Origin of the sequence: Rhizorhabdus argentea (assembly GCF_037861105.1) — a bacterium.
GTDB classification, from domain to species: Bacteria; Pseudomonadota; Alphaproteobacteria; order Sphingomonadales; family Sphingomonadaceae; genus Rhizorhabdus; species Rhizorhabdus argentea.
This window is the reverse complement of the sequence record NZ_JBANFK010000026.1, coordinates 1-12,886: the sequence shown is the minus strand read 5'-3', so window position 1 is coordinate 12,886 and position 12,886 is coordinate 1. Positions and strand designations below refer to the sequence as shown.

At 58.5% G+C, this 12,886-nt stretch carries 12 protein-coding genes; 7 read left to right on the top strand and 5 right to left on the bottom strand.

Translation table 11 applies throughout. The features are described 5' to 3' along the window. The first annotated feature begins 3 nt into the window (after positions 1–3). The gene (locus AAC645_RS17770; RefSeq protein ID WP_340317921.1) at positions 4–1,647 is read left to right on the top strand and encodes a recombinase family protein; all 1,644 of its coding nucleotides are present in this window, start codon (positions 4–6) and stop codon (positions 1,645–1,647) included. Between the two features lie 166 nt (positions 1,648–1,813). On the opposite strand, the gene AAC645_RS17765 is transcribed toward AAC645_RS17770, so the two are convergent. The 3 genes from AAC645_RS17765 to AAC645_RS17755 all read right to left on the bottom strand — a co-directional run bounded on the left by AAC645_RS17765 (position 1,814) and on the right by AAC645_RS17755 (position 5,715). Continuing rightward, positions 1,814–2,521, bottom strand: a complete 708-nt coding sequence (locus AAC645_RS17765) for a hypothetical protein (protein ID WP_340317920.1) — start codon at positions 2,519–2,521, stop codon at positions 1,814–1,816. 217 nt (positions 2,522–2,738) lie between these two features. Continuing rightward, positions 2,739–4,379 (bottom strand): tetratricopeptide repeat protein, encoded by a 1,641-nt coding sequence (locus AAC645_RS17760; RefSeq protein WP_340317919.1) that lies wholly within the window; start codon positions 4,377–4,379, stop codon positions 2,739–2,741. A gap of 508 nt (positions 4,380–4,887) precedes the next feature. Next, positions 4,888–5,715 carry a S1 family peptidase gene (locus AAC645_RS17755; RefSeq protein ID WP_340317918.1) on the bottom strand — a complete coding sequence of 276 codons (828 nt, stop codon included), beginning with the start codon at positions 5,713–5,715 and terminating at the stop codon, positions 4,888–4,890. 176 nt (positions 5,716–5,891) lie between these two features. Between AAC645_RS17755 and AAC645_RS17750 the strand changes: the two genes are divergently transcribed. The 3 genes from AAC645_RS17750 to AAC645_RS17740 are packed head-to-tail and all read left to right on the top strand — an operon-like array spanning position 5,892 to position 7,418. Beyond that, the gene (locus AAC645_RS17750; protein ID WP_340317917.1) at positions 5,892–6,461 is read left to right on the top strand and encodes a recombinase family protein; all 570 of its coding nucleotides are present in this window, start codon (positions 5,892–5,894) and stop codon (positions 6,459–6,461) included. Next, positions 6,458–6,937, top strand: coding sequence for a hypothetical protein (locus AAC645_RS17745; protein ID WP_340317916.1), 480 nt, complete (start codon positions 6,458–6,460; stop codon positions 6,935–6,937). Before AAC645_RS17750 ends, AAC645_RS17745 begins: the two co-directional genes overlap by 4 nt. A gap of 1 nt (position 6,938) precedes the next feature. Next, entirely contained in the window at positions 6,939–7,418 is a 480-nt protein-coding gene (locus AAC645_RS17740; protein WP_340317915.1) for a hypothetical protein, read from the top strand. 540 nt (positions 7,419–7,958) lie between these two features. Here the strand turns inward: AAC645_RS17740 and AAC645_RS17735 are convergent. Next, a complete protein-coding gene (locus AAC645_RS17735; RefSeq protein ID WP_340317914.1) occupies positions 7,959–8,216 on the bottom strand; it encodes a helix-turn-helix domain-containing protein in 258 nt (85 codons plus the stop codon). 108 nt (positions 8,217–8,324) lie between these two features. On the opposite strand from AAC645_RS17735, the gene AAC645_RS17730 reads away from it, so the two are divergent. Together AAC645_RS17730 and AAC645_RS17725 are read left to right on the top strand one after the other, a co-directional pair. After that, positions 8,325–8,777 (top strand): superinfection immunity protein, encoded by a 453-nt coding sequence (locus AAC645_RS17730; RefSeq protein ID WP_340317913.1) that lies wholly within the window; start codon positions 8,325–8,327, stop codon positions 8,775–8,777. Positions 8,778–8,822: 45 nt separating this feature from the next. Further along, positions 8,823–10,058, top strand: coding sequence for a glycosyltransferase (locus AAC645_RS17725; protein WP_340317912.1), 1,236 nt, complete (start codon positions 8,823–8,825; stop codon positions 10,056–10,058). A 28-nt stretch (positions 10,059–10,086) separates the two neighbouring features. On the opposite strand, the gene AAC645_RS17720 is transcribed toward AAC645_RS17725, so the two are convergent. Then, positions 10,087–10,998 carry a hypothetical protein gene (locus AAC645_RS17720; protein WP_340317911.1) on the bottom strand — a complete coding sequence of 304 codons (912 nt, stop codon included), beginning with the start codon at positions 10,996–10,998 and terminating at the stop codon, positions 10,087–10,089. 888 nt (positions 10,999–11,886) lie between these two features. On the opposite strand from AAC645_RS17720, the gene AAC645_RS17715 reads away from it, so the two are divergent. Continuing rightward, positions 11,887–12,141, top strand: coding sequence for a hypothetical protein (locus tag AAC645_RS17715; protein ID WP_340317910.1), 255 nt, complete (start codon positions 11,887–11,889; stop codon positions 12,139–12,141). The last annotated feature ends 745 nt before the right edge of the window (positions 12,142–12,886 follow it).

Below are 12,886 nucleotides of genomic sequence, written 5' to 3'. Positions count from 1 at the left end.
TCGGTGAAGGCATACATCTACGCCCGGTTTTCGACGCTCGAACAGAGCAAAGGTTCATCGCTGGCTCGCCAGCTTGATGATTGTCGCGCGTTTTGTGCGCGAAAGGGTTGGCAACCTGTTGCCGAGATGATCGACGAGGGCCGCTCAGCGTATCGCGGCAGCAATCGAACGGAAGGCAGCCAGTTCTCGGTATTCGAGCAGGACGTGATCGCGGGGCGCATTGGAGCCGGGTCAGTGCTGGTGGTCGAGAGGCTTGACCGACTTAGCCGTCAGGATGCGAGGGTTGTGTTCGCACTGATCTCCACATTGACCGACGCCGGTCTCGCCATCGCGACCGTTGACGGGGAGCGGCTCTACACCTCGGAGACCATTGATTTCGCAAGCCTAATCGAGCTTATCGTCAAGGCGCAGCTTGCGAACGAGGAGAGCGAAAAAAAGTCCCATCGCCTTGCCGCCGCTTGGAAGCGAAAGCGGGAGCGCGCGGCTGAGGGGGACGGCAAGGCCATGACGCGGCGCTGTCCCGCTTGGATCATGGTGAATGACCAAGGCTCTTACTCATTGATCCCCGAGCGCGCCGCCGTCGTTCGACGGATATTTCAACTATCAATCGGCGGCATTGGTCAGCATCTCATTGCTGCCACTCTTAATCGGGAAGGGATCGGCACATGGGGTAGAGGAGCGTTGTCCAGTGCGGGATGGCACGCCTCTTACATACAAAAAATCCTGAACTCACGGTCCACCATCGGGGAGTTTCAACCGCGAAGGAGGTTGAATGGCACACGCGTTGAGGAAGGTCGCGCTATCCGAGGCTATTTCCCAGCGGTCATTGACGAGGTCGAGTTCAACCAAGCTCGCGCGTCTCGCAAGGCGCGAACACTGAGGGGCGGCAGGCGCGGACCTCAAATATCGAACCTGCTCTCTGGCATCGCGCGCTGCACCGCCTGCGGCTCCGTCATGACGTTTCGCAACAAGGGCAAGCCGGACGAGAGATATTTGGTGTGTGATGGCGCTCTGCGCGGAAGAGGCTGCACACATCGTTTGCACTTCAATTATCCCCGGCTCGAAGCTGCCGTGTTGAATAGCGTGCTGCACATCGTCCTTACTCCAGACCATTTTGAGGCAGCGGACGAGGTCCGGGCGCTTGAGCTTGAGAAGATCGAGATCGAAACGCGACTGTCAGAGTTGAGCGAACGAGAAGCGCGCCTTATCGATCTTTACAGTCGGAACGGAAGCCGGGAAATCGAACGCCAAATCGAAGCCATTGGCGAGGACTTAACCGTTGCGAAGTCGGCGCATGGTGCAGTTGTGGACAGGTTGGCCAACGCAGCCGGACAATTAAGCGGATCGGAGCATATTGCTCGGGTGCGAAAGTTCCGCGCTACTCTCGACAGCCAAGATGAACGCGAGCGATTGATTGCGAGAGGAACCGTAAAGCAAGCTCTGGCAGTGGTTTGTCCGCTAGTCCTCTGCGACCCCGTCGCCGAGGAGGTGACCTTGGTAGCTCCCACACTGAGGCCGGTATTCCGGTTCGATAAGCTCGGTGAACGGATCGAGATCGTCGGCCCGCTTAGCGCCGCCGTCATTCAGTCACCGCCCTTTCAAGGTGTAGACAAGAAACATAAGAGGGCGTCATGGCTCCGAGCGTGAGCCCCCCAAGCTCCCTGATTTGGCAGATTTCGGCCGATGCCTCTGTAAACTGGGCCGAAATCGCTCCGTTATATCCAAAGTCTTGCACTAGGGTGTAAACCGTCCTGCGGTGCGCGGCTGCTTGCAACGGGTTGCAGCTATTGTTCTTCAAGTTCGCGCCAACCGATTAGGCTTCGACTGGCGCGGGCGCGGGCGCTGGTGCCGGTGGCGCGCCTAGACTGAGGAACTTCGCAGTCTTGAAGTACCTCTTCATGATCGGCTGAAACTGCACCGCGATAGCCTGCGCGTTCGTCACGTTCTCCGCTGACATGCTCCGCAGGCCCTGTATCAATCCCTCAAGCGCGTTGCTGTATGGTTGGAGCTTCATATACTGATCGCGTGACATCCGATGGATCATGACCTCTCCGTTCATTTCGACCGGCACCGGAGCGAGGGCCATGATTGCGTCATAACGGAGCGCATATTCCTTCATTGAGGAATTGATGCTTTGGTACCGGGAAATCACCAGCATGAGGTCCATCATAAACTGGGTCGCGTCGGCGCGGATCAGCAGGTTGATTTCGGCATCGCTGAGCGCAACCGATGGGTCGTTCTGCAACCCCACCATCGGCTGAATGTGCCTCCACAGTTGATGGCCGTCATCTCCGCCTAATTCGGGACCGTTATACGGGGCCCAAAGGTGGCGTCGGATGTCATCCGTCCGGTTGAGTGCCTGAAAGAGCTTCACACCAATCATGTTCGCCGCATCGCGTTCGCGGTCACGTCGATCGCGCCGTCGCTGCCATTCTGAAAACCAATATCCAGCGAGAGCAACGACAACGGCTGCTGCCGATGCAACCCCTGCAAACCAATCCGCCGCGCTACCCGCTTCCATTGTATTCCCCCGCTTAAAGCGACGCCGGCCTAACGCGTCCCTTAAACCCGCGATAGCCGATACCACAGCAGCTATATGCCCCACGGTCGGGCGGACCTCCATCGAGGCTTTTAGGAGCCGGGCAACCGCGTAAGAATATCAATGACCCCTTGAGGCAGAGGGAATAGTGCGCCTGACCATCGCTCACGGTCCAACCGACAATGCGCTCGGCGACCATCTAGAATTGAGGCCCGGGCTTTGGGGGCTCGATTGCCAGTTGAGGGGGCGAAATATAATCCAGTGAAGCGATAGCGAGACGCGCCTCTGGGCCTACGTGTGTTGGCCATTGCACAAGGACAACTTTGTCATCCGCTTGGTCCAGCAAGGTGACTTGAAGAAAGCTCGATCCCAGCAAGCTCTCTCCCTTGTGCATCAACCTACCCGTTCTACAGAATAGGTGGTCGTTAAGTGTGCCACTGTATATCCGCCCATCCCTTATTATCGTGCATAGTGAGCCACCATCCTGTATCAAAACGCGCGCTCCCGTATCAGAAGAGGCGTACATTCCGGTTGCTCGCTCTGCGCCCGAACGTATTCGCCGAAACGCAGCCGAGACTGCATTGCGGTATAGACCAAAATCGGCATCGGCGATGGCGTCGATTTGTTCGCGCTTTTCGTCGGTCGCGCGCCGCGCTGCCAGATTTTCGCTGCGAGCGGCTGCGTAAAGTTCGCCCGCATCCTTGGGGTCGTCAAGCGTGTTCAGGAGGCGCTCCGACGCCGCGACGAAACCAGCAGCGGTAAGTAGTTTCGCTAGATTGGCCACGGCGAAGTTGTCGCCTCTCGCAACAGCCCGCTCAAAAGCGTCTATCTCCGGCTCTTTATCGAAGTGCCTATATAGCACTCCAAGATTGTTTTCCGAAATCGATCCACTATCCTCCGTGTGTATGATCCTTTTGTAGTGTGCAACTGCAGCAGACCAGCGCGAACTGTGCTCGCCATAATGATATGCCAGTCGAAATCTTTTTCCATCGAGAACCGGGTGCGCTAGAAGTGCCATTTCCGACGCCACTCGATAGCCTTCATCTTTACCCGCTTCTTGCAATAACTCCGCGAGGTTCGAGAGCATTATACCTTTAACCCGATCGGGCAGGCTGGATTTGAGCCACTCGACGCAGAAGTTTAGTGCCGATTGCTCGCCATGTAGTCGAAAGTGCATGGCGAGACCGGCCGTCAACACGGCGTCGATCTGAGGGGATTGGGCGCGGCTAAGCCCGGCAGCTAACAGGCGTCCGGCTTCGTCGGCGTCTCCATCGCTTACCGCCCAGTCAATGAGGCTCGCGTGCGGTAAAACCCAAGTAGGGTTCTGTTCAGCAAGGCGGCGCAGGTTTTCGCGTTCGTCATGTGCTCCGCGCTTGCCTCGTCGGTTTTGATGATGAACATCCCAGAACTCGAAGTCCTTCTCAGTTAAAGTGAGGCGGAAATCAGCGTAGGCTTGGTCAATCTCATGCACGTTGGTCGCGGTAAAAAACTCTATGCCAAGTGAGGGATTGGGAGGCGTTTCTTCCTCGGCCGGGAGTGAAGCGTTTGCGCCGGTTTCGGCTTCCGGTGGGGGCAAGTGGGCAGCCGGTTCGGGCGGCGGTGCGTTTAATTCGCCCGGTTGGTCGGCGACGCCTTGGCGCTTGGCGCTAAAATGCCATTTCTCGCCAAAGCCAATCCGAAACTCCAGCCGTCCGAAATAGATGATGGCGAGGGTTATGACGGCAGCCAGCGATACAACAATCACAGCCACTGGAACCGCGAGGCCAAGGACCAAATGCGTCCACTCGACCGGAGCCGTGGGCGTCGCAGCCTCTACCAGTTGGATCGGTTTGTTACCCATCTCTACCATATCCCCCGCATCCCTGCTCCTTCCTATTATTTGAGGTCACGACACCCCATGTCGATCATGGCTCTACTCACATCCCCCGTGCCGGGTGACGGCGCTGCGGCTGCGAGCGCCAACTGAGCGCAAGCACGCTCGCGCGGGTCTCTCGAAGAGACCACCACAGGTGGTCGCTGCTTCATGAGGCGGACATCTTCGTGTAGTTGCGCTACATCGTAACTTAGCTTGACAACCCAGCCGATTGCCGAAATCGCTGCTACAATCAGCAGAATGACGGTGTGCGTCGAGCTAATAATCTTGTGAACATCCACGTCAGCATACCCCCAAGGTAGAGGATGTTATAGAGATTATACTCCCGCAGACTAGATGACGGTCGGCGCGGTGCTCCTATGAGGCTTCCTCATTGGGAACACCGGCAATGCCCACCAAAGCGTCTCATGAGGATCGGTTCGCGCCCAATTAGACATCGTCTCTCTGGTTCTTGACCTTTGGGAGACGCTGATCGCTACGTTGGGGCAGTCCATAAACAGGCTTGTTCCACAATATCCCAAACGAGCTGACGGGGCCAAACGCGGCCAAGCTGGGCGTCATTCGGATCGTTCGTGTGGAACCTTCCGGAATAAACGCCAACGAAGCGGCACGCGCCCAAGCCCCCTACCGCGTGTCCGATGACGCCCTCGTCAGTTCTTACCTCACCATACTCTCGTTGGATCACTGGCGAGCCGGACATGCCCGGTCGCGATGCAGTGTCCACGATCAAATAGCGTTGGATTTCGGGGCTTAAAAATGGCTCACTTGCGAAAGTTGCCTGTTTCCACACGGGCATCCCCAACCCCTGTCTACCGAACGGGAAGCCAAGAATGAACACTCGCATACCAATACGTTGAACAAGCTCGATTTCCGGAATGCCGTTCATCGGAAAGTAGCTACCTTCGCCATCTGGCGGCGGTTCGATCGGTAGTGCCACCACATCGACCGACTGGCGGTAGATGGGATGTTCCGTCCATCGCGGATTTCCGTCTCTATCCACCGTCCACACCGTGACATCTAGTGGGGGGGCGAGGCGTTCGTCACGAGGAAAGGACACTACGATCCGGTCTGGGATCGCGGCATTGTCCAATAGGCATTTCCCCGTTTCATGATTTCGGCCGGTGACGACATGCCAGTTGGTAATGAGAAAATGGCGACCGTGGAGTGTCCAAAGGAAGCCCGTGGCAGAACCGAGCGGCTTCTGCTCAAACATGGGGGTCAGAAATAGAGGCACGGAACTGCAAGCATCAATTCCATCTTGGCGGGCGTTCCGGACTGATGTCACTCGCTGCTCATTTCGCATGGCATAATCCTAACTGGGTCGGGTTCTTTTAAGCAAGCTATACGAGAGGATCGTCATAACCGATCTGTTGAAATGGCGCTTTCCTTCTTACTGTTCCTAACGCCTCAATCGATTTTCGCGCGTGACTATTTCCACTATTCTTCTAATATAAGATATTGATCTGGAAGGATTATTATATGCTTGTCGGCTATGCGAGAACATCGACGACTGACCAAATCGCCGGGCTAGAAGAGCAGGAGCGACTGCTGCTTGCAACGGGTTGCAACGTCGAGAAGCTATTCAAGGAACACATCTCGGCAGCAAATGCTGATCGGCCGCAACTCACAGCGGCACTCGACTTCGTTCGAGAAGGCGACGTGCTGATCTGCACCAAGATCGACCGGCTCGCCCGCTCCACCGCCGATCTGCTCACTACCGTCGAGATGCTGGAGAAGAAGGGTGTGGGCTTGAGGGTGCTCGACTTCGGCGGGTCAGAAGTGAGTACGAAGTCGCCGACCGGCAAGATGCTTTTGACGATGTTCGGCGCAATCGCAGAGTTCGAGCGCAGTTTGATGAAATCGCGCCAGCTCTGCGGTATCGCCCGAGCAAAGGCCCTTGGTCGCTATAAGGGCCGCCAGCCGTTACCCCAAGGCAAGGTTGCCGCCGTCAAGGCCCTTCGCGCCGCTGGCAAGGGTGCGAGCGTCATCGCCAGTGAGGTCGGGATATCTCGGGCCAGCGTGTATCGCTGCATCTCCGGACAACGATGATGATCGCCCCCGCTGTCGATCACCCCTTTCCAGATGTAGAGATTGAACGTCGAGTGGATCAGCTTCTAGCGGATGGCTACGCACTGCCAATCTCGCGATGGCCGCTCCTCGGGTCCTATAACGGAGCAACCGGCGCGGAGCGCCGGGCGGGATCGCAGAAGTTCCAGATTGCTTGTGAGAAGACGTGGATCATACCGGAGGAGGCTTGCTCGATCTGTGGCGCTACCGGCTCGCTCGGTCATCACAACGAGAACTATTTTCGGCCGCTGGCAGCCAAGCGAGTTTGCCGTTCATGCCATGGAAAAATCCATCGTCGCTACCGACACCCCGACCGATGGAGAGAGTTCGTGGAACAGCGGGGCGGCGAAGGCTGGTACGCCTTCATTGCCCCAAGAGAATTGACGCGAGCGGAAGCAATTATCCTTGCTCGCCAACCCGATCCGTCAGCGTTCGACCCGCGCCGCAATGGCGTATAAGATGACCGATAGGGAAACTGACGGAGAGCAGTCGGACCTTTTCGCGGCTGATGTCGGTGCGCCGCGCCTGTCGATTTCTCGGCCCCGCCCGTGGGAAACCCCATATAACGGATGGGGATGGGATGCGCGGTGCGCCGTTAATCCGATCCAGCGCGCCATGTTCCGTAGCGGAGAGCTGATCCGGCCCACGGTGTGCTCGATATGCGGTTTCAGCCGCCCCGATCAGCTCAACGGCTCCGGGTTCATCTACAGCCACCTCGAACGCTATGACCGTCCGGCCGAAATCTATCCGGTCTGCAAGAGACACCATGCCGACCTTCATGCGCGGTTCCGTCAGCCCATGCGTTGGCAGGGCGTTCTTGAGGGGCACTCACGGCCGGGGGAGTGGTTCACGCTGCTGTCGCTTGATCCTGCCTCCCAGTGGCGTCCGTTCGGCGAAACATACAAGGATGGATTGCCACTGCCGGGTAAAGGTTTGTAGCCGCCCGCGACGCCAACCCGGTGAAGGTAGAGCACACATCCCACTATCAAGAGAAGGTAGCACTGGAGTTCCGCCAGACCTTCAACGCCTTCAAGGAATGGTTAGAGACATCCGGGGCACAGCTCCAACCCCCATCCAACCAATGGGAGGCCATACGGTATCGGGCTAGGGCAACCGAGGACACAGACGAGAAGAAGACCAGTGTCCACGTTGCTTATAAGAAAAGGGACGGCCGGATAACCTTCATGGGTTCGACGTTCCACCACTGGAACCTGTATAGGACTGGCAAGCCCTTACCGGATCAGCCACCCCCTCCGCTGACCGAGAAGAAGAAACCCAGCACATGGCAGGAGCGTGTACGCAAGGCGATCCGCGAGAGAGACGGAGACGCAGCCGATCTATGCTGGTTCTGCGGCAAGACCATGATCGGTCACGACCATACAGGCGAGCATGCCCCAACGGCTTGCGCTTGCCCGTTTGCCAGCCGGTAAATCCGGCATGGGTTTCTGCGAGCGATGGCTTGCAACCGGGTGGCGACAGCTAGATGTCGAAATGCTCCGGCAAACCGGCGAGAAGCGTCTCCATCAAGGCGACGGGCTCAATGCCGAGCGCGCGCGATATCGCGCAGAACTCCAGCACGTCCAACCGGCGCTCCCCTACCTCGATCTTCGCAATGAACGACTGATGTTTGCCCAGTGCCTTAGCCAGTTGGGTCTGAGTGAACCCGCATTTCTCGCGGGCTCTAACCAGCACATTCATCAGCACGGTGTGTTCTGCGGTGTGCTGGGACTTCGCCAATCTGTGCCGCTCCGGATGAAGACGGGCTTTCGCTAAACGGCGGCGTCGGTTATCCCATTTTAGGATTAAGCCAATCGCTGGGGCGGCGAGCTTTTAAGGGGGTGAGTGATGGGCGTCAGTTACTGGTTTAGGCTGATAGCGATTTGGGTGGGCAGTATCGCCGGACTGGGGCTGGGAGGACCAGCCGGTGTGTCGTTATTCGGCACGGCCTTGGCTATCTCGTCACTCGTGATTTATTTTTCTCCGTTGCTGGTCGCGATGCAGCGCGAGCATCGGTCGGTAACCGGCATCGGCATCCTCAATTTCCTGTTGGGATGGACAATGCTCGGTTGGGTGGGGGCACTCGTGTGGGCTTATTCCCCTGCACCGGCTCAGGCCACGGCTCTTCCTAGATCGGATGATCGTCCGGATGGCGACCGGCAGTGCCCCTATTGTGCAGAGACCATAAAGGCGGCGGCGATCAAATGCCGACACTGCGGATCAGAGCTGCCGCCTGTCGCGGACATAACGCAAGGCCGCCCATCCGCTCCGCCACCGGAGTTCGTCCCTGACTATATTTGACAGGACTATTCGCGGTGACCACTCGCCACCATCGGGGGCTCTGAGGTGAAGATACTCGCCTTCACGAACCTGTTCCCCAGCAGCTCTCGGCCCGGAAACGGGGTGTTCCTCAAGCACCGGCTGCATCACCTGTCGCAGGTTGCGGGCGTGGAGCTACGGGTGCTCGTCCCGGTGCCGTGGTTTCCGTTCAAGGCGCGGATATTCGGCAGCTACGCCAAGCTGGCGCGGACACCGCGCGAGGAACACGCGGGCCAGATCAGAGCGCGGTTCATGCGCTACCTGATGGTGCCGAAGGTCAGCATGTGGCTCACCCCGTTCAGCATCGCCATGGCCGCGCTCAGCACGATCCGGCATATCAAGCGATCCGGGTTCGATCCGGATATCATCGACGCCTACTATCTTTATCCGGACGGGGTCGCCGCCAGCCTCGTGGGGCTTATGCTCCGCAAGCCGGTGATGCTGACCGCACTCGGAACGGATGTCAGTCAGATCGCGCGGCAGTCCATCCCCGGCGCGATGATCCGGTGGGCTGCTCGGCGTGCGGTGGCGACGACGGCCGTATGCCAAGCCTTGGCTGACGCGCTTGTCGACTGCGGCGTCGCGTCAGACAAGCTCTCCGTTGTGGAGCATGGCGTCGACCGCGATGTGTTTAAGCCGTCACCAGACCGTGACGCGCTGCGCCGCTCGTTAGGTATCAGCCGTTTCGCCGTCATCTCGGTCGGGCATCTGGTGGAGAATAAGGGTCATCATCTCGCGATAAGCGCGATTTCTGAGATAGCCGACGCCGAGTTGATCATCGTCGGCGACGGCCCCTCACATGATCGGCTGAGGAGGCTGGCAATCGAGTTGGGCGTAGCCGAGAGGGTCACCTTCACCGGCTCGATCGACCAAGCGCACCTCGCGACCTTGCTGGGGGCTTCGGACCTGCTCGTGAGCTGCTCGGAATATGAGGGCATCTCCAACGTGCTGCTGGAAGCTCTGGCATGCGGCACGCCCGTCGCGGCAACACCTGTGTGGGGTTCGCCCGAGGTGATCACCGATCCTCGCATCGGCCTATTGTTCCGGGAGAGGTCTGTCACAGCCATCGCAGATGGCATCCGGGCGGCGATGGCTCGGCAGTGGGATCGGTCGCTGATCCGGCGTCATTCCCGGCGCTATGACTGGCAGCACACCGCCGATCTGCATCATGGCATTATGATGCAGGCGTTGGGCCTTCCGGAGCGGCCTGATCTCGCCAGCCATCCGGTTCCGCTATCGAGCCCCTCGTTGGCTTCCGAGTGAGCGGTCTATCGGTCGCCCGTCATTGCCATCACTGCTCGAACGCCTGTTGGAGCTGGCCTACTATCTCGAAATAAACCGGCGTCAGGCGATGACGCCGCCGCTCGCCCGGCCGAACACGACGCACTAGGCTTTGACGGTCGATCAGCCCGGCAGCTTCGAGGCGCTTCATCAACCGGCGCGGGAAGTCTCCGCTGTCATCTTCCGCGATGCTTCGCGCGGTTAGCAGCGCGGTGAACACCGGCTTCGCGGAAACGCCCGCTCCGCGCGCGCACTCGGCGATCAGCGCCATCATCTGGCTGACCTCGGTGAGCATGGCATGCGGGGGTTCGACGCACATCTTGCAAAAGGTTTTCCAGTCCACCCGGAAGGCTGCATCCGTCTGTAGGGCGGCAAACAGATCGAACAGCGGTCGAGCGTGGTGCTTGACATCCATGCGCAGCGACGCGCGCACCTTGCGTAGATAGCGTATCTCAACCCTGACCCGAGTTGTGGTTTTCGCATAACAAATCTGCCGGATGTCCTCGGTCGGGCTGATCCCCACCGTCATGGACTTGCCCAGTCGGCCGCCGAAATCCTGCTCGACCCCGTAGCTTCGCCACTCCGCATTGCCGTGTGCGGCATGAACGTGCGCGGCAACGCGGTGCATCAACGCGACAGCGTCGGCATGCCGACGTTCGCAGAAGAGTTCGGCGCTGCTGACGACGAGTTGGCTCCAGTTCAACGTCACGCTTTGGTCCCCGAATAAGGCGCAAGGGTCCGGCTCGGATAGATCGTGGGAAAAGCCCGAACTGGCAGGCGCGACAGCTTCAATCGACCAATGACGCAGTTGCTCCTCGAACGTCTCGATGAAGCGTTGGGGATAGTTGGAGCCCAGCACGGCGAGGATGCCATCAAGTGTCGCAACCGCATTGTCATTGTCGTCGAGCGTGCCCGCCTTCATCGGTGCCCCAGAGGTGGTCCAGAAATAGTCTCGCTCCATCTCGCGAAGCTGGGTCTCGGCATCGTAGGACGGCATTATCCTCGGCCAGAGATGCACCAATGTGCGAATGGGGTTGAGTTTCAGCGAAAGACTGAACCTGACCTCGTCAACGTCCCACCTTATCGCGAGGCGAGCCCCCGAGATCGTTGTGCAACCCGGTTGCAAGGAGGATGTGAACCCGGCCTTGCCTTGTGACGGTGCGGTCCATCGGCCGAGGAGTGTGGCCGCGCGCGCTTCGAGCAGTTCCCTATAACCGTGAAGGAGAGCCGCAGCGCGCTCCGGGCTCACCTTGGTCCCGTGCCAGCGGATCACGCCCGGTATGCGCAGAACGAGCTTGTCGAGCATCATCTCCTCCGCGACGGGCGGCTCCTCCGCCACAAGCGCCCGAATACCGTACCGGCCTCTTTGTCTCACGCGGATATGATGCGGACTGCTGCTCATGCTCATTTTACCCCTGAAATGAAGCCTTCGCGAATGTCTGTATACGTTCCGGCCGCGATCGACGATATGAAGGCAGTGGCCGTAGTGGCAAAAAATCGCGAAACGAACTGAACAGGATCGGTCATGGGAACGAAGGCATCATGGACGGCGGAGCGTAGGGCGAAGCAGGCTGAGCGGATACGGCAGACTAAGCCGTGGGCGCACTCGACTGGCCCCCAGACAGCCGAAGGCAAGGCCATCTCGTCTAGGAACGCCAATAAGGGCGTTGCCGAATGGAAGGGCAGGCTAAGGGAGATTGGACGACTTATTCGCGAGACGGATGCTCAGGCGCAGTCGATCTACGGGCGGTTTCGGATACGACGCAATCCACGATGTTAGCTCTGGATCGTTCCCAGCTCATTCCCGGACATGAAGCTCCAGATCGGACAGAACGGCGGGAAGGGGCCCGTTGCGGACATCACCGCGCAATGGCACGATGGCCGAATGCTGTCGTTCGTTCGCTCTCCATGGTTCGCCATCATCGCCGTATCGCTGTTGGTCTTACTTGGGCTTCTTCTTCCTAGCGAGCGGCTGTGGCTCTTTGGGCTGGCTGGGGCGGCGGCATTCTGGGGTTTGATCGATTGGGTCGGCGCTCACAGCGAGGACAGCGGGAACGTCCGCTAACATGCATTTCCATCCGAAAGCGGACCCTCGCAAATCCATCCGTCCCGGTATCCCGGCCGCTACCAACCCTCAACGGACGACAGCGATGCCCCCCGTTGTGGGCATCTCCGATCAGTTCGCAGATCGGGGGCATGCTTAGTTTTGTGGTTCGATCAGCAGAGACACCCAAAGTGTGGCCAACATCATCGCCATGAGAACTTGGAAGGCGACCACGCACCAATAAGGAAAGGCCGAACGCCGTCTGTCGGCGTAAACATTAGCCATAAACCGCGCTTTTCCTGATCGAACATCCCTAAGTGCAGACCATGACAAGCCCGCGATCACGACCGAGACGATAAGTGTGTCCATCGCCGCACCATATACGGAAAGCGAAAGGTCCGGTAATCACCCCTTTTAGCAACCGGTCCAAATCGGATCGAATGACAGAAGTCGACCCACTTGCGGACATTCGGTATGGGCTCAATAATGTTGAAATGACCGAAAATAGTGACATGATCGATGCGTTACGCATACGACACAAGGAAGCACTGGAACGGCTCAGGAAGGCGCGCGACGATGGTGATCGTGCTCAGATACGAGCTTGGGAAGCTGCGTTTAAACGCATCAGCGCTCTTCGATATGACGCCGGGGATGATTTAAACGCCTCGATTTGGTGATGTCCGCTTTCCACCCGATTCTGTTGAAAAACTGCCTTGAAGTGGTGTTGAGGGTCTGATTCAATCTTCGCGACGATGCGGAGACGAGC

Excerpts from the sequence above, each read along its gene's own strand:
- AAC645_RS17765 (WP_340317920.1), bottom strand. The coding sequence starts at position 2,521 with ATGGAAGCGGGTAGCGCGGCGGATTGGTTTGCAGGGGTTGCATCGGCA.
- AAC645_RS17760 (WP_340317919.1), bottom strand. The coding sequence starts at position 4,379 with ATGGGTAACAAACCGATCCAACTGGTAGAGGCTGCGACGCCCACGGCT.
- AAC645_RS17755 (WP_340317918.1), bottom strand. The coding sequence starts at position 5,715 with ATGCGAAATGAGCAGCGAGTGACATCAGTCCGGAACGCCCGCCAAGAT.
- AAC645_RS17750 (WP_340317917.1), top strand. The coding sequence starts at position 5,892 with ATGCTTGTCGGCTATGCGAGAACATCGACGACTGACCAAATCGCCGGG.
- AAC645_RS17745 (WP_340317916.1), top strand. The coding sequence starts at position 6,458 with ATGATGATCGCCCCCGCTGTCGATCACCCCTTTCCAGATGTAGAGATT.
- AAC645_RS17740 (WP_340317915.1), top strand. The coding sequence starts at position 6,939 with ATGACCGATAGGGAAACTGACGGAGAGCAGTCGGACCTTTTCGCGGCT.
- AAC645_RS17730 (WP_340317913.1), top strand. The coding sequence starts at position 8,325 with ATGGGCGTCAGTTACTGGTTTAGGCTGATAGCGATTTGGGTGGGCAGT.
- AAC645_RS17720 (WP_340317911.1), bottom strand. The coding sequence starts at position 10,998 with ATGAAGGCGGGCACGCTCGACGACAATGACAATGCGGTTGCGACACTT.
- AAC645_RS17715 (WP_340317910.1), top strand. The coding sequence starts at position 11,887 with ATGAAGCTCCAGATCGGACAGAACGGCGGGAAGGGGCCCGTTGCGGAC.